This is a genomic window from Haloarchaeobius pelagicus, assembly GCF_051207375.1.
In the GTDB taxonomy this organism is placed as follows: Archaea; Halobacteriota; Halobacteria; order Halobacteriales; family Natrialbaceae; genus Haloarchaeobius.
Window position 1 is genome coordinate 856233 of the sequence record NZ_JBPJZD010000002.1, and the last position, 19642, is coordinate 875874.

Genomic DNA, 19642 nt, shown 5'->3' on the forward strand with positions numbered 1-19642 from the left:
CAACTCGCCAGCTATGACCGACACGGTCCAGTGCTGGCTGGTCGAGCGCACCTTCGACGACCGGAACCTCGTGACCATCGTGTACGCGACGCCCGACGGCGAGCGCTTCCTGCAGCAGGAGCGCTCGGCGAACTCGCTCACCCGGAACCCCGTCACGGCCGGCAAGGACGTCCCGGCAGAGAACCTCGAACGGACCGACGACGAGGCGACCCGTGACCGCTACGAAAAGGAGGCGACGCGGACCGCGGAACAGCACGACCCGGACGAAGAAATCTGAGACGTATATCTCCGAAGCGGCGATTTCTCCGTTCAGAACTGGTGAGTCGCGTGCTACGACACATCAGTGTATCTATAAATACTTGTCGGCTGTAGTATACGTATGGTTACTGCGATCGAAATTTCTGGAGTCACGAAGCGATTCGGCGAGGACGTCGTCGCGCTCCGTGACCTCGACCTCAGGGTCGAGGAGGGGGAGATATTCGGCTTCCTGGGCCCCAACGGGGCCGGGAAGTCGACGACCATCGACATGCTGCTCGACTACATCCGCCCGACAACGGGCACGGTCAGCGTCCTCGGGATGGACGCCCAGGTCGACAGCATGGCGGTCCGCCAGCGCGTGGGCGTGCTGCCCGACGCCTACCACGTGTACGACCGGCTCACCGGTCTCCAGCACGTGCAGTTCGCCATCGACTCGAAGGGCGCGAGCGACGACCCGATGGCGCTCCTAGAACGGGTCGACATCGCCGAGGCCGCCGACCGGAGAGCGGGCGGCTACTCGAAGGGGATGAAGCAGCGGCTCGTCCTCGCGATGGCCCTCGTCGGCGAACCCGAGCTGCTCATCCTCGACGAGCCCACAACGGGGCTGGACCCCAATGGCGCTCGCGAGATGCGCGAGATCATCCGCGCCGAGGCTGCCCGGGGTGCGACCGTCTTCTTCTCGTCGCACATCCTGGAGCAGGTCGAGGCGGTCTGTGACCGCGTCGCCATCCTCAACAAGGGCGAACTCGTCGCCGTCGACACCATCGAGAACCTCCGCGCCAGCATGGGTGGCGGCGCGACCCTCACCGTCACGGTCGAGGGCGAACTCTCGGACATGGCACTCGACACCGTCGAGCACCTCCCGGGCGTGACCTCGGTCACCGCCTCGGGCTCGACGCTCACCGTCGCCTGTGACACCGGCGCGAAGACGGCCGTCCTCGACGCCCTCGAGTCGAGCGGCCTCGCCGTCACCGACTTCGCCACCGACCAGACCTCGCTGGAGGACCTGTTCATGAGCTTCACCGCCGACGCCCCGGAGACCGAAGCCGAACTTCGGACCGACGGCGACGGGGAGGTGCCCGCATGAGCTTCACCGTCGTCGCCCGGAAGGACTTCGCGGACGCCCGGCGGTCGCGGGCGCTCTGGTTCCTGACGGCCCTGTTCGTGCTATTCGCAGGCGTCATGGCGTACGCCTACGCGACGCTCGACATCCCGATCACCGTGGGGACGGAGACCTACGAGGGGTCGACGCTCGGACTGGTGTTCTTCCTTGTCGCCCCGGCCTCGCTGTTTATCTCGATAACCGCCGTGGTCATCGCGAACAAGGCCATCGCCGGCGAGCGCGAATCCGGCCAGATGAAACTCGCCCTCGGCCTGCCGAACTCCCGGCTGGACTTCGTCCTCGGGAAGGTCGTCGGTCGCGCCGCGGTCCTGCTGGCCGCGGTCGTCATCGGCTTCGTCGTCTCGCTCGGCGTGGTCGTCGCGACGCTCGGTGAACTCGCGCTCGTCCCGTTCGCGACGTTCCTCGGCGTGACCGTCGTGTACGCGCTGGTGTACGTCTCGCTGGTCGTCGCGCTCTCGTCGATGTTCGCGTCGGCCGGTCAGGCGACCTCGGCCGCTGTCGGCCTCTGGTTCCTCCTGGAGGTCCTCTGGGACGTCGTGCCGCTGGGTCTGTACTGGGTCGTCAACGGCTTCTCACTGGACGGGCAGCCCCCGCAATGGATCGGCGGTATCGCCGGCCTCTCGCCGTCGACGGCGTACAACACCGCGCTCACCGCGGTGATGCCCAACGTCAGCCCCATCGCACAGGGCGACGCGTTCTACCTCCAGCCCTGGTTCGGGCTCGTGGTGCTCGCGTTCTGGCTGGTCGTCCCGCTCGCGCTCGGTGCGTGGCGGTTCAACAGCGTCGACCTCTGAGCTGGTTCCCGTTTCCAGTTCAGTGTTCGGGCCTGCGGTCGAATTTTATTACACTGTCTTTCGTATCTCACCCTAGCCATGCCCGCCATCGAACTCGACGGCGTCACCAAGCGCTTCGACGAGGTCCTCGCGCTCGACTCGCTCTCCATGACCGTCGAGGAGGGGGAGGTGTTCGGCTTTTTAGGCCCGAACGGGGCCGGGAAGTCGACGACCATCGATATCCTCCTCGACTTCATCCGCCCGACAGCCGGTGGCTGCCGGGTCCTCGGCATCGACCCGCAGCAGGATTCGGAGGCGGTCCGCCAGCGCGTCGGCGTCCTCCCCGACGGCTACCACGTCTACGACCGGCTCACGGGCCGCCAGCACGTGCAGTTCGCCATCGAGTCGAAGAACGCCGGTGACGACCCGCTCGCGATTCTGGAACGGGTTGGCATCGCCGAGGCGGCCGACAGAAAGGCCGGCGGCTACTCGAAGGGGATGACCCAGCGCCTCGTCCTTGCGATGGCGCTCGTGGGAGAGCCGGACTTGCTCATCCTCGACGAACCTACCACGGGCCTGGACCCCAATGGCGCGCGCCAGATGCGCGAGATCATCCGGGAGGAGTCGGCACGGGGCGCGACCGTCTTCTTCTCCAGCCATATCTTAGAGCAGGTCGAGGCCGTCTGTGACCGCGTCGCCATTCTTCGGTCGGGACAACTGGTCGCCGTCGACAGCATCGACAACCTCCGCGAGGGGATGACCGGGACCGCCGAGACGCTGACCGTGACGACCGCCGAGCCGGTCGACGAGGCGGCCCAGGACGCCGTTCGAGAGATCGAGGGCGTCGCCTCGCTCTCGGTGACCGGTCGGGAACTCACCGTCTCGCTCTCGGCGAACGTGAAGATGGCCGTGCTCGGGACGCTGGAGGAGTGGAACGTCGACGTCCAGGACTTCGCCACGGAGGAGACCTCGCTCGAAGAACTGTTCGTGCGGTACACGGAGGCCGAAGCATGAGCTGGGTCGTCGTCGCGAAGAAGGACTTCCAGGACGCGGTTCGCTCGAAGGTGCTCTGGGGTATCTCGGTGCTGTTCATCCTGCTCATGGCGGGGATGGTGGCGGTGTTCTCGCTCACCGAGGGGCTGTTCGCCGACGGGGCACAGGGGGCGCAACCGGGGACCGCCGGCGTCAACTTCGGCCCGTTCCTCTTCCTCGCCAGTGCGACCACGCTGTTCGTCACCATCACCGCGCTCGTGACGTGTCACAAGTCCATCGCGGGCGAGCGCGACTCCGGGAGCATGAAGCTCCTGCTCGGGCTGCCACACTCCCGGCTCGACGTCCTGCTCGGGAAGACGGTCGGCAGAACCGCGGTGCTCGCGCTCCCCATCCTGCTCGGGTTCGTGTTCTCGTACCTCGTCGCGCTGGGCTACGGCGTCGACTTCCCGTTCGGCCAGTACGTCCTGTTCGCCCTCCTGACCGTGTTGTTCGCGTTCGTCTACGTGAGTATCGTCGTCGGCGTGTCGGCCACGACCGGCTCCAGCTCGCGGGCCACGACCCTCGCGATTGGCATCTTCTTCGTGTTCGAGATCATGTGGGACGTGGTTCCCACGGGAGCGCTGTTCCTGGTGAGCGGCTTCTCGCTCCCGGTAAACCCCGCGGACTACCCGGCGTGGTACTACCTCGTGACGTGGCTCGCCCCCAGCGGGGCGTACAACGCGGCTCGCGAGGCCGTCCTGCCGGAGTCCGCGGCGGTGTCGCTCCCGGCCGACGCCTGGTTCCTCGAGCCCGCTCTCGGCTTCGTCTTCCTCGGGTTCTGGGTCGTCCTCTCGCTCGGGCTGGGCTACCTCCGGTTCAAGCGCGCCGACCTCTGACGGCGGCGACCGGGCCACCGGGCCACCACGCCACCGCGACCCGGAAGAAGACCTATACAACCGGCGAGAGATGACTCGCGCATGGCCGCCATCGACTGCCGCGGCGTCACCAAGCGCTACGGCGCAGTCACCGCCCTCCGCGACCTCGACCTCACGGTCGAATCCGGCGAGGTGTTCGGCTTCCTTGGGCCTAACGGGGCCGGGAAGTCGACCACCATCGACATCCTGTTGAACTACACCTACCCGACCGCGGGCGAGGTGGAAGTCCTCGGCATGGACGCCGAGGAAGAGACGGTCGCGGTGCGCGAACGGACCGGCGTCCTCCCCGACGGCTACGGCCCGCTGGGGGAGATGACCGGACGAGAGCACGTCGAGTTCGCCATCGAGGCGAAACAGGGGTACGAGGAGCCGATGGCCCTGCTGGAGCGCGTCGGCATTCCGGACGCCGCCGACCGGCCCGCCACGGGCTACTCGAAGGGGATGCGCCAGCGCCTCATGCTCGCGATGGCGCTGGCTGGCGAACCCGACCTCCTCATCCTCGACGAACCGTCGACCGGGCTGGACCCGGCCGGCGCACGCGAGATGCGCCAGATCGTCCTCGAAGAGGCAGACCGCGGTGCGACCGTGTTCTTCTCCAGCCACATCCTCGAACAGGTCGAGGCGGTGTGCGACCGCGTCGGCATCCTGAGCGAGGGCCGCCTCGTCGCCATCGACACCATCGACGGACTACGCGATGCGGCCGGCGCGACCGGGCAGGTGACGGTCCACCTGGATTCGGCTCCCGACGGCCTGCCGGGGAGCATCCGGGCGCTCGACGGTGTCTCCTCGGTCGAGGCGTCGGGCCGGACCCTCACCGTGGGCTGTGAGAACCGGGCGAAGGGGATGGTCGTCCAGGCCTGCTTCAACGCCGGCGCGACCGTCGAGAACCTCGAGACGAGTGAGGCCTCGCTGGAGGACCTGTTCGTCGCCTACACCCAGGACGGCGGCGGTCGGCGCGCCCGCGAGACCGCCACCCCGGAGGCGGAGCGATGAGGTGGCGACTGGTCGCCGAGAAGGACTTCCACGACAGCCGGCGCTCGCGGAGCCTCTACGCCGGCGGCGTCCTGTTCGCGCTCCTCGGGCTCGCCATCGGCTACGCCTACGGGAGCAACGCGTCGGCCAGTTCGAGCGGTGCGACGCTCGTCTCGCTGTTGCTGGCCGGCTTCGTCTACCTGACGCCCCTGCTCGGGCTCGCGTTCGCCCAGGGCGACATCGTCACCAAGCGCGCCGACGGCGAACTGAAGGTGTTGCTCGGGCTGCCGTTCTCCCGCGCCGACTTCCTCTTCGGCACGTTCGTCGGCCGCCTCACGGTCGTGCTCACGCTCACGCTGACGCCGTTCGTGGCGTCACACCTCGTCGCGGCGGTGTACCTCGCGCCGTTCGACCTTCCCTATGCCATCCTCGCACTGCTGACGCTGACGGTGCTGGCGGTCGTCTTCGTCGGCCTCGCGACGGCCTTCTCCGCCGCCTTCAGTGGTCGCGCGCTGACCGTCACGGCCGCCTTCGGTGTCTTCTTGCTCTTCTTCCTCCGGGTCTGGCGGTTCATCCCGCTCGTCATCCTCTATGTGGCGAACGGGTTCTCGTTCCCGACCACGACACCAACCTGGGCCCGGGTGTTCGTCGAGTTCGGCCCCCTCACGTCGCTCCGGAATCTCGTCGTCGCGCTCGACCCGAAACTCGGCTTCGGCTTCGGCTTCGTCGGCACCACCGTCCCACCGAACCCACCCTGGTACCAGCAGCCGGCCGTCGCAGCCGTGGTTCTTGGCCTCTGGGCCACTGTCCCGCTCGGAATCGCGTACGTTCGGTTCCGGAAGGCCGACCTCTGAGTGGCCGGGCGAACCCCTCTATTTCCACTGGAGCCTGTGTGCTCTTGTCATGGGCGCTGAAAGAAGGGAGCAGGGTCAGCTACTGACGATGTCGGCCACCCCGTGGAGGTCCGTCACCTCGTAGGTCGCCGCCTCGGTGAGTTCCGTGTCCCGGCTGTGCTCGCGCCGGACGAACACCGAGTCCATCCCGGCGCGGTGGGCCGCGATGACGTCGGTATCGCTGTCACCGACGTAGACCGCCGAGTCGCCACCCAGGTCGGCCATCGCCCGGTCGAGGTAGTGCGTGTTCGGTTTCTTCTTCGTCAGGCTGTCGATGGTCATCTCGCGGCCGTAGTAGGTGTCGAAGACGGTGTGGAGGTCGAAGTGGTCGAGGATGAATTCGATGGTGCTGTGGTGGTTGCTGCTCACGACGCCCATGGGCTGGTCGAGGTCGGTGAGGCCCGTCACGTCGTCGTAGGTGTCACGGGTGCCGTCGCGGAACTTCGCAAACTGCGAGCGCTCGTCGTACTCCTCGCGGGCCGCCCACAGCTCCGCCGGGTCGAGGTCGTATTCTGTGGCGATATCGCGGAGGCCATCGGGGAACACGCCGCCGCAGAGGGACTCGACGTGGTCCTGCTCCGGGGAGTCGACGCCGACCGCGGCGAAGGCGTCCCGGATGGCCGCGGCCTGCGTTTCTGCGGCCGGGGGGTCGACGAGGACGCCGTCGTTGTCGAAGAGGACCGTATCGTACGCTGTCACGTGTCGAGGCTACCGGGGGGTGGCAGTTGGGTGTTTCGGGGGGTGGCCGTGGTTCTCGACGACGAGGACTATGTAGCCCGACGCCGAGTTCCCACCATGGCAATCGTCGCAGAGATACTCCTCCGGTCGCAGGACCTCCCCCTGGTCCGCCTCGCAGGCTCGCTGCCGAACGGCGAGATATCGCTCTCGAACGCCATCCCGATGGAAGACGACACGTACCTGTTCATGGTCAGCGTGGACGAGACCTCACACGAGACGTTCCAGTCGGGACTGCACCGGCAACCCGAGATCGACGACTGGACGGAGATCGGCCGGACAGCGGAGGGCTGGTTCTACCAGGTGTTCGTCGACGCCGACCCGTCGCTGTTCGACGCGCACGACCCGGCCGAATTCGCGGGCGTCATGCTGGAGGCGACCATCACCGGCGAGGGCGTGGTCGAACGGAAGGTGTTCTCGGACTTCGACTCGTTCACCACGTTCCAGGACTGGTGTGCCATGTCCGACCTCTCGCTCGAACTGCTGAACATCGCCACGGACCCCGAGAACCCCGAGGAACGGGCCCGGTTCGGCCTCACCGACAGACAGTACAGAGCGGTGTCGCTCGCGTTCGCTGGCGGGTACTACGACTCGCCGCGGCGGATGTCGACGCAGGAACTCGCCGACGAACTCGGCATCGCGGCGGCGTCGGCGTCGGACCTCCTCCGCCGGGCCGAACACCAGTTGCTGAGCCAGACGCTCGGCCCGAAGCACCACTTAAAGACGCTTACTGCCTAGCAGATGACTCTCCCGTCCGACGCCGGTAGCGATACGTGATGTCAGACGAGACAACTTCGACAGGACTGGCCCAGCGCTCACTCGACGACGACGTGGCAATCGTGACCGGTGCGTCCTCCGGAATCGGTGAGGCGACCGCCGAGGCACTTGCTGCGGCGGGCGCGACGGTCGTTCTCGCGGCCCGCCGCCTCGACGAACTGGAGACCCTCGCGGACCGTATCGAATCTGACGGCGGCGACGCGCTCGTCGTCCAGACCGACGTGACCGAGGAGGACGACATCGACGACCTCGTCGAGACGACCACCGACGAGTTCGGGCGTATCGACATCCTGGTCAACAACGCGGGTGTGATGCTCCTCGAACCGCTCGAACGCGCCGAGCGCTCGAACCTCCGCCAGATGGTCGAGGTCAACCTCCTCGGGCTGATGAACCTCACCCACGCCGTGTTGCCGACCATGCAGGAGCAGGGGACGGGCCACGTCGTGAACGTCTCCTCCGTCGCGGGCCGCCGCGCCCGGGCCAACGTGAGCGGGTACAACGCGACGAAGTTCGGCGTCAACGCCTTCACGGAGGCCGTCCGGCAGGAGGTCACGACCGAGAACATCCGGACGACCATCATCGAACCGGGCGCGGTCGAGACGGAACTGCCCACTCACATCACCGACGAACAGATGCTGGAACAGCTCGCGGAGATGGAGATGCCGACGCTCGCGCCCGACGACATCGCCCGCTCCATCGTGTACGCGACGACGCAGCCAGAACACGTGAACGTGGCCGAGCTGATGGTCATGCCGACCGGACAGGAGTAGCACCGGGCGACTGGGCAGGAGTAGTCCCGGGCGACCGGGCAGGCGTATACGGCGGAGGAGCATTTGTGGGTAGCGCTACCCTCGGTACGCTCGTTCGAGCCGTATTTTCGGTCGAATATCCGTCAGTCACACCGTCTAGTGCGAGAACTCCCCCGTTCTCGAGAACGGCGTATCGCTTGCTGTCGGCCGCGATGGCATTTCGCCAGGTCGCGCCACCACTCAGTTACCCTCGAGTCGCTCGGCGAGGTGTCGACCGTTCGTATATGTTCCACAAATGTCATTATGGTGGCCGAACTGGTCGAGTTGTCGAAATGTCCGCGCTGCCAGCTGCGGTGGTATGCACCATCGCCATGGAGATACTCATCCAGTTCGGCTCGCAGTACTTCGGCTACAGCGACGTACAGAACGAGCTGTGTGACGGGGACCTCATCTCCGAGATCGACCCCTGCTGAACCGAGGGCATCCTAACGAAATCCTTTCGTTCACCACTACCCACACCCGAGATGAAACCTGACATGTTCCGACGCGCCGCGGGTTTCAGTGTCGACGTCGTCGCACTCGCCACCGTCGCCCTCCACCCGTTCCCGTTGTACGTCGTCCTGCTGCTGTACTGGGCCGACGTGGTCGTCGGGACGCTCCGACAGGTCGCGGAGACCGTCGTCGCGGCACCACGCGAGGCGTACTCCCCGACCGACCCGCCGGCGATCAGCCGGAACGGCGACCCGAACCCGTTCCGGTTCCTCGTCCCGAAGCTCGGCACGTTCAGCCCGGTCTCGTTCCTGCCACCCATCGCGGTCCACAACCTCAAACCGGGCGCGGTGGGCGTCTTCGCGGTCTCACTGAGTACGCTCGCCGTCGCACTGACTGCGACGGTGCTCGACCCGCAGTTCGCCGTTGGCGCGTGGCCCACGAGCGGGTTGCTCGTCCTCGGTGGGCTCACCATCGTGGTGAAACACGGCTGGCGGTTCCGGTGCTTCCTCGGCCCGGTCCGCCGACCAGCGACCCGTGCCGTGCCGTTCACGGGGTGGGTGGCGTCGGTCCTGTTGGCGCTCCCGGTCGTCGCCGTCGACACCGTTCACGGGAGTCCTGACGTCGACCCGGCGACCGGCTTCGCCGCGCTCGCGTTCGTGCTCGTCGTCGGGCGAGTCGCCTACGGGGCACGTGGTGAGTCGTCAGGTGACGGAGCGACCCCGTTCGAACTGTCCGAACCCACGGGGGGCCCGACCGGCCGGTTCCGGGCCGACCCGCGTGCGGTTCGAATCGGGGGCGTGATCGACGGCCTCCTCCCGAGACTGGAGTGGAACGTCCTCAACGTCGCTGCCAGGGTCATGGCCCTGCTCACGCTCGCTCTCGGGTGCTTTCTGGCCGCTGGCGCGGGCGGATTCGACCCGGTCCCGTCGCTCGTCGCCGGCGTCACGGTCGCGTTCGTTGTGGCGGCGCTCGCCTTCGGCCTCGCGGGTGTCGTCCACTTCGCACTCGCGTTCGGGGCGATGGAGTACCGACTCTCCGACGAGGAGCTGGTGGCGTACGACACGCGGCTCGATGCTGTCCAGTGGCGCGCGCCGCTGGACGCGGTTCGAGCCGTCTCGGTCGAACGAGGGCTCTGGACGGCACCGCCGGGCACTGATGTGGCGATGGTCACGCTCGACCGCACCGACCTGGACGTCGAACAGTCACCGTACGGGTTCTACCGCCAGACCCTCGCGTACGTCGAGAATCCCGAGCGCGTCGCGGACCGACTTCGGCGCGCCACCGAACGACGGGAGGAGACGAATGCCGTGCACGAGCGTGCCGGACAGGAGTAGCACGGGGTGACCGGTACAGACCGAAACCGGACAGACGGTCGACGACGCTGGTCAGAGGTCAGGCGACTACCGTCTCCGTCTCCTCGAACTCGAACGTGACGCCCGTCAGCTCCTCCGAGACCGCCCCCGAGACCGCCCAGAGCCGGCGCGCCGTTTCGTGGTCGTACGACTTCGCGTTCGACGTGACGCGGGTCGGTGGGCCGCGCATCTCCATGAACCCGCCTGGGCCGAAGTAGTGGCCGCCGTCGACGTTCGTCGCGGTCGTGCCGGTGACGATGACCGTGCGGCCCGTCTGGTCGGGGATATGTGCCGCGGTCCAGTTCGTGTGTGGTTCGGTTGGTGCCATTACCCCAGAGCAGGAGGGCTACCGGCCTGAGAATGACCCTCGCTGGTTAGATCATTTATAAACTACTCGTCGACCCACGCCGTCACGCCGTGGGCTTCCAGCACCGCCCTGAACCCGTCCTCGTCGATGGTCGGCACGTCGTTCGCGTCGGCGTCGTCGCGCTTGGACTGGCCGGGATTGTCGCCGATGACGAGGTAGTCGGTGTTGCCAGACACCGAGGAGGTGGCGCTCCCGCCGTGGCGCTCGACGAGGTCCTGGAATTTGCTCCTGGATTCCGAGAGCGACCCCGTGAACACGAACGTCAGGCCGTCGAGTTCGTCGGCTCCCGCGACCTCGTAGGGCTGTGGATCGACACCTGCCGCGTGCAGGTCGTCGAGGACACGCTCGTTCGCCTCGCTCTGGAAGAAGTCGACGATGGTCTCGGCGACGATGGGGCCGATGTCCTCGATACCCCGAAGACGCGCCTCGTCGCCGGCTTCGGCGGCCTCGCGCAGGGCCTCGAACGTCTCGAACTCGCCGGCGAGGGCGCGGGCGGTCTCGGGACCGACCTTCTGGATGCCCAGTGCGGCGAGGAAGTCCGGCAATTCGGGTGCCTTCGTCTGCTCTATCTCCGCCAGCAGCTTCTCGGCGCTGCGCTCGCCCCAGCCCTCGAGTTCGACGAGGTCCGCCTGGGTGAGTCGATAGAGGTCCGCGATGCCGTCGGTGACCAGCCCCGCTTCGGCGAACTGCTCGACGGTCTCCGCGCCGAGTCCCTCGATGTCGAGGCCGGTGTCGCTCCCGTAGTGCTCCACGGAGCGTTTCAGCTGCGCGGCACAGCCGAGGCCGCCCGAGCAGAACGCCATCGGCCCGTCGCGCTCGATTGCGCTGTCACAGACGGGGCAGGTCTCGGGCAGTTCGAAGTGGCCCTCGCTGTGTTTCTCGACGACTTCGGCGACGTAGGGAATCACGTCGCCGGCGCGTTCGAGGCGGATCTCGTCGCCGACGTTCAGGTTCATCTCCTCGATCTCGCTCGGGTTGTGCAGGCTGGCCCGCGAGACCGTCACCCCGCCCACGTCGACCGGTTCGAGCAGGGCGACCGGGGTGATGCGCCCGGTCCGGCCGACCTGCACCGCGATGTTCGCCAGCGTCGTAACCTCGGTCCGGGCGGGGAACTTGTAGGCGTAGGCCCACCGGGAGGCCCGGGCGGTCGCACCCAGTTCGTCCTGTTTGGCCACGTCGTCGACCTTGATGACCACACCGTCTATCTCGTAGTCGAGGTCGTCGCGCTCCGCCAGCAGCCGGTCACGGTAGGCGATGGCGTCCTCGACGTCGCAGTCGGTCTCGACCCGGTCGTTCAGGGGCAGGCCCATCTCGGGGAACGCCGCCAGCGCCTCGGAGTGGGTCCCCCACCCGTCGGAGGCGTCCAGCACGTCGAAGAAGAAGATGGAGAGGGGGCGTTCCGCGACCACGCTCGGGTCCTGCTGGCGGATGGTGCCCGCGGTCGCGTTCCGGGGGTTCGCGAAGGGGTCGTCGCCGCGCTCGACGCGCTCCTTGTTGTATTCTTGAAACGCTTCCTTCGGCATGTACACCTCGCCCCGGACCGCCAGATAGTCGGGGTAGTCCCCGCGCAGGCGCTGGGGGAGCGCGCCGATGGTTCTCGCGTTTCTCGTCACGTCGTCGCCCTCGTAGCCGTCGCCGCGGGTCGCGGCCCGGGTGAGCGTCCCGTCCTCGTAGATGACCTCGAGGGAGACCCCGTCGAACTTCGGCTCGCAGACGTAGGACACGTCGCCGACGGCCCGGCGAACCCGCTGGTCGAACTCGCGGACGTCCTGTTCCTCCCCCGACGAATCGATGGAGAGCATCGGTGCGACGTGCTCGACCGTCTCGAAGCGGTCGACCGGTTCGCCGCCGACCCGTCGAGTCGGGGAGTCCTCGGTCTGGAGGTCGAATTCGTCCTCGAGTTCCTGCAGGCGCGAGAACAGCACGTCGTAGACGCGGTCCGGAATCACGGGGTCCGCCTGGACGTAGTAGCGCTGGTCGTGGTAACGAAGCGCCGCGCGAAGCTGGGCGGCCTGCTCGCGCGCCGTCTCTTCGTCGACCGCGGAAACCGGCTCGAAGTCTGTCGGTGGGTCCGAAACGTAGGGATTGTCCGCGAGTTCGGCCTCGTTCATTGGTCTCGCCTTCGCTTTGGTCGAATGTAAATGACCCTTCTCGTCCCGACCGTCAGCGGTGCAGCCACCGCCCCAGCACCAGCAGTGGCACCCACACCACGGCGAAGAACAGCGCCGCGACGCCGGCCCCGAGGACGTTGTCGATCGCGCTGTCGAACGACCCCGAGAGTAGCTGCTCGGGGAGCGTCGGGAGCGCGAGACTCACCGGGAAGAACAGGACCGGGAGCGCCAGCAGCTGCAGGGCGAGACCGACCGCGTCCCGCAGGGAGTCCTCGCGGGCGAGGAGGAAGGTCCCGACGACCCACGCCACGAACCCGACGGGCAGCGCGACCCAGCCGAGCGTGATGGTCGCGAGGAACGCGGCGGGCCCGAGGACCAGGCCGGCGAGGACGCCGACCGCACTGGTCCCGAGTTCGGTTCCGAGCCGTTCGTCGCCAGGTGAGTGTGACGCCTCGTCCCGGGTCAGCGCGGCTTTCAGGCGCTCGGCGTCGTCGCGCGGGCCGAAGTCGACCTCGCAGTGCATGCAGTGGCGACTCGTCGTCCCGACACGGCCGCCACACTCCGAGCACCGGTAGTCCGCAGTCACGTGTGGTCCCCCCGCCATAGTTACTGACAGTTCGTGTGCCAGGGTCTTGAGCGTGAAGGGGAGTCTCGCACCCCTCTACGGGCGTGCTACCGTCGCAGCAACCAGCCCGCGACCAGCAAGGGGACCCACACCCCGGCGAGGAAGAGTTCCAGGAACACCAGTGCGGTGAGCCCGCCGACCAGCCCGGCGATGACGCCGACCACGAGGGCTTCGGTGTTCCGGGCTGAGGCTGTGCGCCGGACGCCCGGCACGGGGTAATCGGAACTGGTTACTACCGTGCCATTACTTGCCATCCAGTAAACCTAATTGACTTGCGTTCGAACCTCCATATATGTCCTACGACGGCCCGACACAGCTGTACATCGACGGCGAGTGGACCGACGCCGCGTCCGGCGAGACCATCGAGACGTTCGACCCGGCCACGGAGGAGCAGTACGCGGAGGTGGCCTGCGCCGGCCGCGAGGACGTCGACCGCGCCGTAGACGCTGCAGAGCGCGCCGCTTCGCGCGACTCCGAGTGGCGGCGCATGGGTCCGGGCGAGCGCGGCCGGAAGCTCGACGCGATGGCCGACGCCATCGAGGAGATGAAAGACGAGATCGTCCTCGTCGAGTCCCACGACAACGGGAAGACGCCGTTCGAGGCCGCTATCGACGTGGGGATGGTCGTCAAGACGTTCCGGTACTACGCCGGCTGGACCGACAAGGTGACCGGCTCGACGGTCCCCGTCGACGGCCCGCGCCTGAACTACACCCGCCGCGAACCCCTCGGGGTCACCGCCCACGTCTCGCCGTGGAACTACCCGTTCCAGCTCGCGGGGCGCTCGCTCGCCCCGGCGCTGGCCTGCGGGAACACCTGCATCCTGAAGCCCTCCAGCCAGACGCCGCTGTCGGCGCTGTACTACGCGAAGGCCGCCGAGGAGGCCGGCCTGCCCGATGGCGTGATGAACGTCCTGCCTGGCGAGGGTAGCGAGGCGGGCGACGCCCTGACGACCCACGAGGGCGTCGAACACGTCGCGTTCACGGGCTCGACCGAGATCGGCAAGCGGGTCATGGAGTCCGCCGCCGAGAACGTCACCGGAGTCACGCTCGAACTCGGTGGGAAGGGTCCACAGCTCGTCTTCCCCGACGCCGACCTCGACGACGCGGCCGGCGGCGTCCGCAACGGCATCTTCATGAACTGCGGACAGATGTGCTGGGCCGGCTCGCGCCTGGTCGTCCACGAGGACGTCCACGACGAGGTGGTCGACCGGGTGGTCGAGATGGCCGAGTCCACGCCGCTGGGCTCCGGCATCGACGACGACGGCCGGATGGGCCCGCTCGTGTCCGCCGACCAGTTCGAGACGGTCGCCGAGTACGTGAACGAGGCGAAAGCACAGGGTGCGACCATCGCCACCGGCGGCGGTCGCCCCGCTGACAAGGAGGACGGCTACTTCTTCGAGCCGACGGTCCTCACCGACGTCACGAACGACATGGCCGTCGCCCGCGAGGAGATATTCGGGCCGGTCCTCTCGGTCATCGAGGTCGAGAGCGAGGAGGAGGCACTCGAAATCGCCAACGACTCGCCGTTCGGCCTGATGGCCGGCATCTGGACGAACGACATCACCCGCGGGCACCGCCTCGCGGAGAACCTGGACTACGGGATGGTCTCCATCAACGAGTACCCGGTCACGTTCCCGCAGACGCCCTTCGGCGGCTACAAGCAGTCCGGCAACGGCCGCGAACAGGGAGAAGAGGCCATCCGCGAGTACACGCAGGTCAAGAACGTGAACGTCAACCTCGGCTGAGCTAGAGCACGACCAGCGACTCGGTCCGTTCCTTCAGCGCCCGGTTCATCGCCTCTATCCCGTCACGAATCGACGCCTCGGTGAACATCTGGTCGGCCGAGATACCGGTGAACGAGACGCGCTGGACGACGCGGGTCTCTGCGTCGTCATTCGGGTCCAGCTCGATGGTGTGACGCTCGCGGAACAGCATGGGGGCGAGGTACTCCGCGGTCCATTCCAGCCGGTCGTGCTCCTCGACTGCGGTGAGTTCCGGTTCGAGTCGGATGGTCCGGCCGCCCTGGGCGGCCAGTCGAACCTCGATGCGACTCCCCTCGCTGGCGGTGCCGCGTGCGTCTGTCATGTACGGGTTCCACTCCGAGTACTGCTCGAAATCTGTCAGCACCGTCCAGACGACGTCGGCTGGCGCATCGATGTCGATCGCCGTCTCGACTTTGTTCATGCCCGAGAGACGGGCCCGAGGGTGATGACGATACCGCACGGGCGTGAAACGTACATGTTGGGGAACACGGTCCTCCCGTTCCAAGGGACTGAGAATCGGCCTGACACTCTTTGTCCCTGGCGGGCCGTTTCCTACCTGGGCCGCGACGACCCGTTCGGTGCTCACACCCACCCCGAACTGTCACCGTCGCCCCACCGAACCCAGCGATACTGGGGCCCTGCCCGGTGTCGCGCTGCGAACCCACCGAGCTACCACATCTATCTCACCTTTTCGCGCTTCCATCACTCACCGAGCCACGGCCGTCGGTCCCATCCAATATTGCCGTAACTGTGGGTTATACGAGCATGGAGAAATATGCACCACGTACATGAGCAAGGACGAGGATTCTCGCTTCGACACCCGCGCAGTCCACGCGGGGCAAGAGCCAGATTCGGACACAGGGGCCCGAGCCCCGCCACTGTACCAGACCACGTCGTACGTGTTCCCCGACGCTGACGACGCCGCGGCCCGCTACGCGCTCGACCGGGAGGACTTCATCTACTCGCGCATCTCCAACCCGACCGTCGAGACGCTCGAAGACCGCCTGGCCGCGCTCCACGACGCCCCCGGCGCGGTCGCCACCGCCAGCGGGATGGCCGCCCTCGACGCCATCACGTTCGTGCTCGCGGAGGTCGGTGACAACGTCGTCTGCTCGACCGACACCTACGGCGGCACCACCTCCTACCTCTCCAAGGCGGCCTCTCGTCGTGGCATCGAGGCGCGCTTCGTCGACACGCTCGACCTCGACGCCTTCCGTGAGGCGGTCGACGAGAACACCGCCTACGTCCACCTCGAGAGCATCGGGAATCCCTCACTCGTGACCCCCGACTTCGAGGCCGTCGCCGACATCGCCCACGAGGCCGGCGCGCCCCTCGTCGTCGACAACACGTTCGCCACACCCGCACTCTGTCACCCCGTCGAGCACGGCGCGGACGTGGTCTGGGAGTCCACGACGAAGTGGCTCCACGGCTCGGGGACGACCGTCGGCGGCGTCGTCATCGACGGCGGCACCTTCGACTGGAACGCCCACGACTACCCCGAAATCGGTGGCGAGAACCCGGCCTACCACGGTATCGACTTCTCCGATTTCGACGCCCCGCTCGCCGCCGCGGTCCGCTATCGCTCCGTGCGGACCCTCGGCAACCAGCAGTCGCCGTTCGACGCCTGGCAGACCCTGCAGGGCCTGGAGACGCTGGGCCTGCGGATGCAGCGCCACTGCGAGAACGCCACCATCCTGGCCGAGCACCTCGCCGACCACGAGGACGTGGCGTGGGTCACCTACCCCGGTCTGGAGGAGCACCCGACCTACGGCAACGCCAGCGAGTACCTCTCTGGCTACGGCGGGATGATCGCCTTCGGCCTCGAGGACGGGTTTGAAGCGGGGAAACGCTTCTGCGAGAACGTCGAGATAACCTCGTTCCTCGCGAATATCGGCGATGCGAAGTCCCTCGTCATTCACCCCGCCAGCACCACCCACGCACAGCTCTCCGAGGAGGAACAGCTCGCCGCCGGTGTCAGACCCGACATGCTGCGGTTCTCGGTCGGCATCGAGGACCCGGTTGACATCCTGCGCGACGTCGAGGCGGCCATCGACGCGGCGACGGAGGGAGCATGAGCAACGAACAGGACACGACCTCGCTGGGCGAGTTCACCTTCCAGTGCGGCGAGTCCATCGAGGACCTGGAGATCGCCTACGAGACCTACGGCGAGTTCGACGGCTCGAACGCCGTCCTGGTCTGTCACGCCCTCACCGGCAGCCAGCACGTCGCCCGCCGTCCGGGTGCCGACGAGGGAACCGCCGGCCAGGCTCGCGCCTGGTGGGCGGACGTGGTCGGGCCGGGCAAGGCCATCGACACCACCGAGTACTACGTCGTCTGCGCGAACGTTCCGGGGTCGTGCTACGGCTCCTCCGGCCCGGCCAGCGAGGGCCCCGACGGTGAACCCTACGGGACCGACTTCCCGCCGGTCACGGTCGGCGACTGGACCCGCGCCCAGCGCCGCCTGCTCGACGATTTAGGGGTCGGTCGCCTGCTCGCGGTCGTCGGCGGCTCGGTCGGGGGAATGAACGCCCTCGACTGGGCGGTCCGGTATCCCGACGACGTGCATCGCGTTGCCGCGGTCGCGACCGCGCCCCGGATCGACGCGCAGTGCCTCGCGCTCGACACCATCGCCCAGCGCGCCATCACGGCCGACCCGAACTGGAACGGCGGCCACTACTACGGCGATGACCAGCCGAACCCGGACCACGGCCTCGAACAGGCCCGCCGCATCGGCCACGTCATGTACCTCTCGAAGGCCTCCATGGAGCAGAAGTTCGGCCGCCGCGCCGCCGGCCGCGGGCAGTCCCGCGAGGCCCCCGACCCGGCAGGCGCGTTCTTCCCGTACCGCGACGTGGAGTCCTACCTCGACTACAACGCCGAGAACTTCGTCGAGCGCTTCGACGCCAACAGCTACCTCTACCTGACCCGCGCCATGGACGACTACGACATGTCCGCGGGGTACGAGTCCGATTCCACGGCGCTCGGCGCGTTCGAGGGCGAACTGCTCACGCTCTCGTTTACCGGCGACTGGCACTTCACGACCGGGCAGGCCGAGGCACTCGCGGAGTCGGCCCGCGAGGTCGGTGTCCGGTGTGCCCACCACGTCGTCGAATCCGACCACGGCCACGACGCCTTCCTCGTCGAACCCGGCAAGGTCGGCCCGCCGCTCGCGGACTTCCTCGACGAGGGCGTCGACGGGAAGTCGGTCACCGATACCGTGGAATCAGACGACGAGGGTGACGTGCACGCGCCGGTGCACACCAGCCTGTTCTCGTAGAACGAGTCGGTCTTTCTGTCAGAAGACGCCTTTCTCCGAAAGCAGCTCCTGCAGCTCCGCCATCGTCTTCACCGTCTCGTCACACGACGGGGCGACGGCGGGCTTGGGTTCGAAGCCGACCGCCAGCCCCGCGACCTCGAGCATCGGCAGGTCGTTCGCGCCGTCACCGACGGCGACGGTATCCTCGATGGGGACCTCCATCTCGGCGGCGTAGTTCCGCAGCGCGGTGTCCTTGGTCCCCTCGATGAGCGGCCCCTCGACCCCGCCCGTGAGGACGCCGTCCTCGACCGGCAGGCGGTTCGAGACGATGGCGTCCACGCTGACGCCCTCGCGCTCGAGGGCGGCCTTCACGCCGCGCTGGAAGCCGCCGGTGAAGATGGCGACGACGACGTCGTGGTCGTTCAGTTCGCGGATGAGGTCGGCCGCGCCCTCGCGCAGTTCCACCTCGTCGAAGGCGGCCTGTGCCTCCTCGTCCGCGAGGTCGGCCAGCAGGCCCGCGCGCTGGCGCAGGCTCTCCGCATAACCGATCTCGTCGTTCATCGCCCGCTGGGTGATCTCGGTCATCTGGTCGGCGACGCCCATGCGGTTGCCGAGCAGGACCGTCATCTCCGAGTCCGAGAGGGTGCCGTCGAAGTCGAACGCGACGAGTGTCATGTGCGCCAGTGTGTCGCGGGGGTGCATGAAAACCTCGGTCCCGGCGACGTTTCGCGACGCTCAGAACGAGGTCCAGTGCCGGGGACCGGCGTCGACGCCCCGGACCCGGAGCTGGCGGCCGTCCTCGCCGTCTCTGACCTCGACCAGCCCGTCGAACACCTGCTTCAGCACGTCGAGTGCGTTGTCGGCCGTCGGCGTGTCGAGGATGAAGACGCCGGTGTACCCCGCGGACTCGACGCGGCCGGTCATGACGTGGAAGAACTGGAACACGCGCCGGAGTTCGGTGTACATGAGGACCGTCGAGGAGGTGTGCAGGCCGACACCCGCGGTGTCGACGGACTCGTCCTCGTGGAACCGGCGCAGGAACTCGCTCGCCCGGATGCCGATGCCGGTCAGGTCACCGGCGTTGGTCACGTAACGGCGGTCGGTCGAGTCCTGCGTCCCGTCGAACCCGCGCTGGCGGCTCACGCAGTCGACCAGTCCGAGCTGGGCCACGTCGGGGTCGACGTCCCGGTACTCGCGCTCGATGGTCTCTGCGGCCTTGCGGGTCGTGACGATGGCGGTCGCGTTGGCCACGTCGTCGTCACGGCTGAGTAGCTCGTACATCAGCTGTCGCTTGCTCGTCATCGCGGGGCCAGCGACGAGCAGGTTCGTCCCGGGCGAGAGCGACTCGGCGGAAAGCGACAGGTCGGCGCTTCGACTCACTGCCACGTGTTCGTGCAGGTGGCATTTCAAACCCGCACCTACGTCGATCCCCTCGGCGGCGTGAGCACTGCGAGTCGTTATCGGCGCCGATGCCCTATCTGTCGGCAGTG

Annotated in this window: 22 protein-coding genes; 14 read left to right on the plus strand and 8 right to left on the minus strand. The window is 67.5% G+C overall.

All coding sequences use genetic code 11. From position 1 onward, the window contains the following. The first annotated feature begins 13 nt into the window (after positions 1-13). The 7 genes from ACSC1S_RS16855 to ACSC1S_RS16885 all read left to right on the plus strand — a co-directional run bounded on the left by ACSC1S_RS16855 (position 14) and on the right by ACSC1S_RS16885 (position 5887). Positions 14-277: a DUF7967 family protein gene (locus ACSC1S_RS16855; protein ID WP_435365302.1), complete on the plus strand. Its 264-nt coding sequence runs from the start codon at positions 14-16 to the stop codon at positions 275-277. Between the two features lie 102 nt (positions 278-379). Further along, positions 380-1345 carry an ABC transporter ATP-binding protein gene (locus ACSC1S_RS16860; RefSeq protein WP_435365303.1) on the plus strand — a complete coding sequence of 322 codons (966 nt, stop codon included), beginning with the start codon at positions 380-382 and terminating at the stop codon, positions 1343-1345. Further along, positions 1342-2175, plus strand: coding sequence for an ABC transporter permease subunit (locus ACSC1S_RS16865; RefSeq protein WP_435365304.1), 834 nt, complete (start codon positions 1342-1344; stop codon positions 2173-2175). Before ACSC1S_RS16860 ends, ACSC1S_RS16865 begins: the two co-directional genes overlap by 4 nt. 78 nt (positions 2176-2253) lie before the next feature. Further along, on the plus strand, positions 2254-3168 hold the full coding sequence (locus tag ACSC1S_RS16870) for an ABC transporter ATP-binding protein (RefSeq protein WP_435365305.1): 915 nt from the start codon (positions 2254-2256) through the stop codon (positions 3166-3168). Then, the gene (locus tag ACSC1S_RS16875) at positions 3165-4022 is read left to right on the plus strand and encodes an ABC transporter permease (protein ID WP_435365306.1); all 858 of its coding nucleotides are present in this window, start codon (positions 3165-3167) and stop codon (positions 4020-4022) included. Before ACSC1S_RS16870 ends, ACSC1S_RS16875 begins: the two co-directional genes overlap by 4 nt. A gap of 81 nt (positions 4023-4103) precedes the next feature. Next, positions 4104-5054: an ABC transporter ATP-binding protein gene (locus ACSC1S_RS16880; protein WP_435365307.1), complete on the plus strand. Its 951-nt coding sequence runs from the start codon at positions 4104-4106 to the stop codon at positions 5052-5054. After that, positions 5051-5887, plus strand: coding sequence for an ABC transporter permease (locus ACSC1S_RS16885; protein WP_435365308.1), 837 nt, complete (start codon positions 5051-5053; stop codon positions 5885-5887). Before ACSC1S_RS16880 ends, ACSC1S_RS16885 begins: the two co-directional genes overlap by 4 nt. A gap of 75 nt (positions 5888-5962) precedes the next feature. Here the strand turns inward: ACSC1S_RS16885 and ACSC1S_RS16890 are convergent, their stop codons facing one another. Next, the gene (locus ACSC1S_RS16890) at positions 5963-6625 is read right to left on the minus strand and encodes an HAD family hydrolase (protein WP_435365309.1); all 663 of its coding nucleotides are present in this window, start codon (positions 6623-6625) and stop codon (positions 5963-5965) included. Positions 6626-6721: 96 nt separating this feature from the next. Between ACSC1S_RS16890 and ACSC1S_RS16895 the strand changes: the two genes are divergently transcribed. The 4 genes from ACSC1S_RS16895 (at position 6722) to ACSC1S_RS16910 (ending at position 10013) form a co-directional block, all read left to right on the plus strand. Next, positions 6722-7399, plus strand: coding sequence for a helix-turn-helix domain-containing protein (locus ACSC1S_RS16895; RefSeq protein WP_435365310.1), 678 nt, complete (start codon positions 6722-6724; stop codon positions 7397-7399). A gap of 38 nt (positions 7400-7437) precedes the next feature. Continuing rightward, positions 7438-8208 (plus strand): SDR family oxidoreductase, encoded by a 771-nt coding sequence (locus ACSC1S_RS16900; RefSeq protein ID WP_435365311.1) that lies wholly within the window; start codon positions 7438-7440, stop codon positions 8206-8208. Positions 8209-8519: 311 nt separating this feature from the next. Then, positions 8520-8660, plus strand: a complete 141-nt coding sequence (locus tag ACSC1S_RS16905) for a hypothetical protein (RefSeq protein ID WP_435365312.1) — start codon at positions 8520-8522, stop codon at positions 8658-8660. Between the two features lie 51 nt (positions 8661-8711). Further along, positions 8712-10013, plus strand: coding sequence for a hypothetical protein (locus ACSC1S_RS16910; RefSeq protein ID WP_435365313.1), 1302 nt, complete (start codon positions 8712-8714; stop codon positions 10011-10013). A gap of 58 nt (positions 10014-10071) precedes the next feature. Here the strand turns inward: ACSC1S_RS16910 and ACSC1S_RS16915 are convergent, their stop codons facing one another. From ACSC1S_RS16915 to ACSC1S_RS16930, 4 genes are all read right to left on the minus strand, one after another. Next, positions 10072-10359, minus strand: coding sequence for a hypothetical protein (locus ACSC1S_RS16915; RefSeq protein WP_435365314.1), 288 nt, complete (start codon positions 10357-10359; stop codon positions 10072-10074). A gap of 62 nt (positions 10360-10421) precedes the next feature. Further along, complete coding sequence (gene ligA / locus ACSC1S_RS16920) at positions 10422-12509, minus strand: NAD-dependent DNA ligase LigA (RefSeq protein WP_435365315.1); 2088 nt, start codon at positions 12507-12509, stop codon at positions 10422-10424. A 52-nt stretch (positions 12510-12561) separates the two neighbouring features. Further along, positions 12562-13113: a hypothetical protein gene (locus tag ACSC1S_RS16925; protein ID WP_435365316.1), complete on the minus strand. Its 552-nt coding sequence runs from the start codon at positions 13111-13113 to the stop codon at positions 12562-12564. Positions 13114-13181: 68 nt separating this feature from the next. Next, the gene (locus ACSC1S_RS16930; protein WP_435365317.1) at positions 13182-13388 is read right to left on the minus strand and encodes a hypothetical protein; all 207 of its coding nucleotides are present in this window, start codon (positions 13386-13388) and stop codon (positions 13182-13184) included. Between the two features lie 38 nt (positions 13389-13426). Between ACSC1S_RS16930 and ACSC1S_RS16935 the strand changes: the two genes are divergently transcribed. Then, complete coding sequence (locus tag ACSC1S_RS16935) at positions 13427-14878, plus strand: aldehyde dehydrogenase family protein (RefSeq protein WP_435365318.1); 1452 nt, start codon at positions 13427-13429, stop codon at positions 14876-14878. Between the two features lies 1 nt (position 14879). On the opposite strand, the gene ACSC1S_RS16940 is transcribed toward ACSC1S_RS16935, so the two are convergent. Next, on the minus strand, positions 14880-15317 hold the full coding sequence (locus tag ACSC1S_RS16940; protein WP_435365319.1) for an SRPBCC family protein: 438 nt from the start codon (positions 15315-15317) through the stop codon (positions 14880-14882). A 367-nt stretch (positions 15318-15684) separates the two neighbouring features. On the opposite strand from ACSC1S_RS16940, the gene ACSC1S_RS16945 reads away from it, so the two are divergent. Then, positions 15685-16971 (plus strand): O-acetylhomoserine aminocarboxypropyltransferase/cysteine synthase family protein, encoded by a 1287-nt coding sequence (locus tag ACSC1S_RS16945; protein WP_435365320.1) that lies wholly within the window; start codon positions 15685-15687, stop codon positions 16969-16971. Further along, on the plus strand, positions 16968-18173 hold the full coding sequence (metX, locus tag ACSC1S_RS16950) for a homoserine O-acetyltransferase MetX (protein ID WP_435365321.1): 1206 nt from the start codon (positions 16968-16970) through the stop codon (positions 18171-18173). The genes ACSC1S_RS16945 and metX overlap by 4 nt, the downstream gene beginning before the upstream one ends. A gap of 18 nt (positions 18174-18191) precedes the next feature. On the opposite strand, the gene serB is transcribed toward metX, so the two are convergent. Further along, positions 18192-18827, minus strand: a complete 636-nt coding sequence (gene serB / locus ACSC1S_RS16955) for a phosphoserine phosphatase SerB (protein WP_435365531.1) — start codon at positions 18825-18827, stop codon at positions 18192-18194. Between the two features lie 60 nt (positions 18828-18887). Beyond that, positions 18888-19532, minus strand: a complete 645-nt coding sequence (locus ACSC1S_RS16960) for a DUF7504 family protein (protein WP_435365322.1) — start codon at positions 19530-19532, stop codon at positions 18888-18890. Positions 19533-19642: the final 110 nt, after the last annotated feature.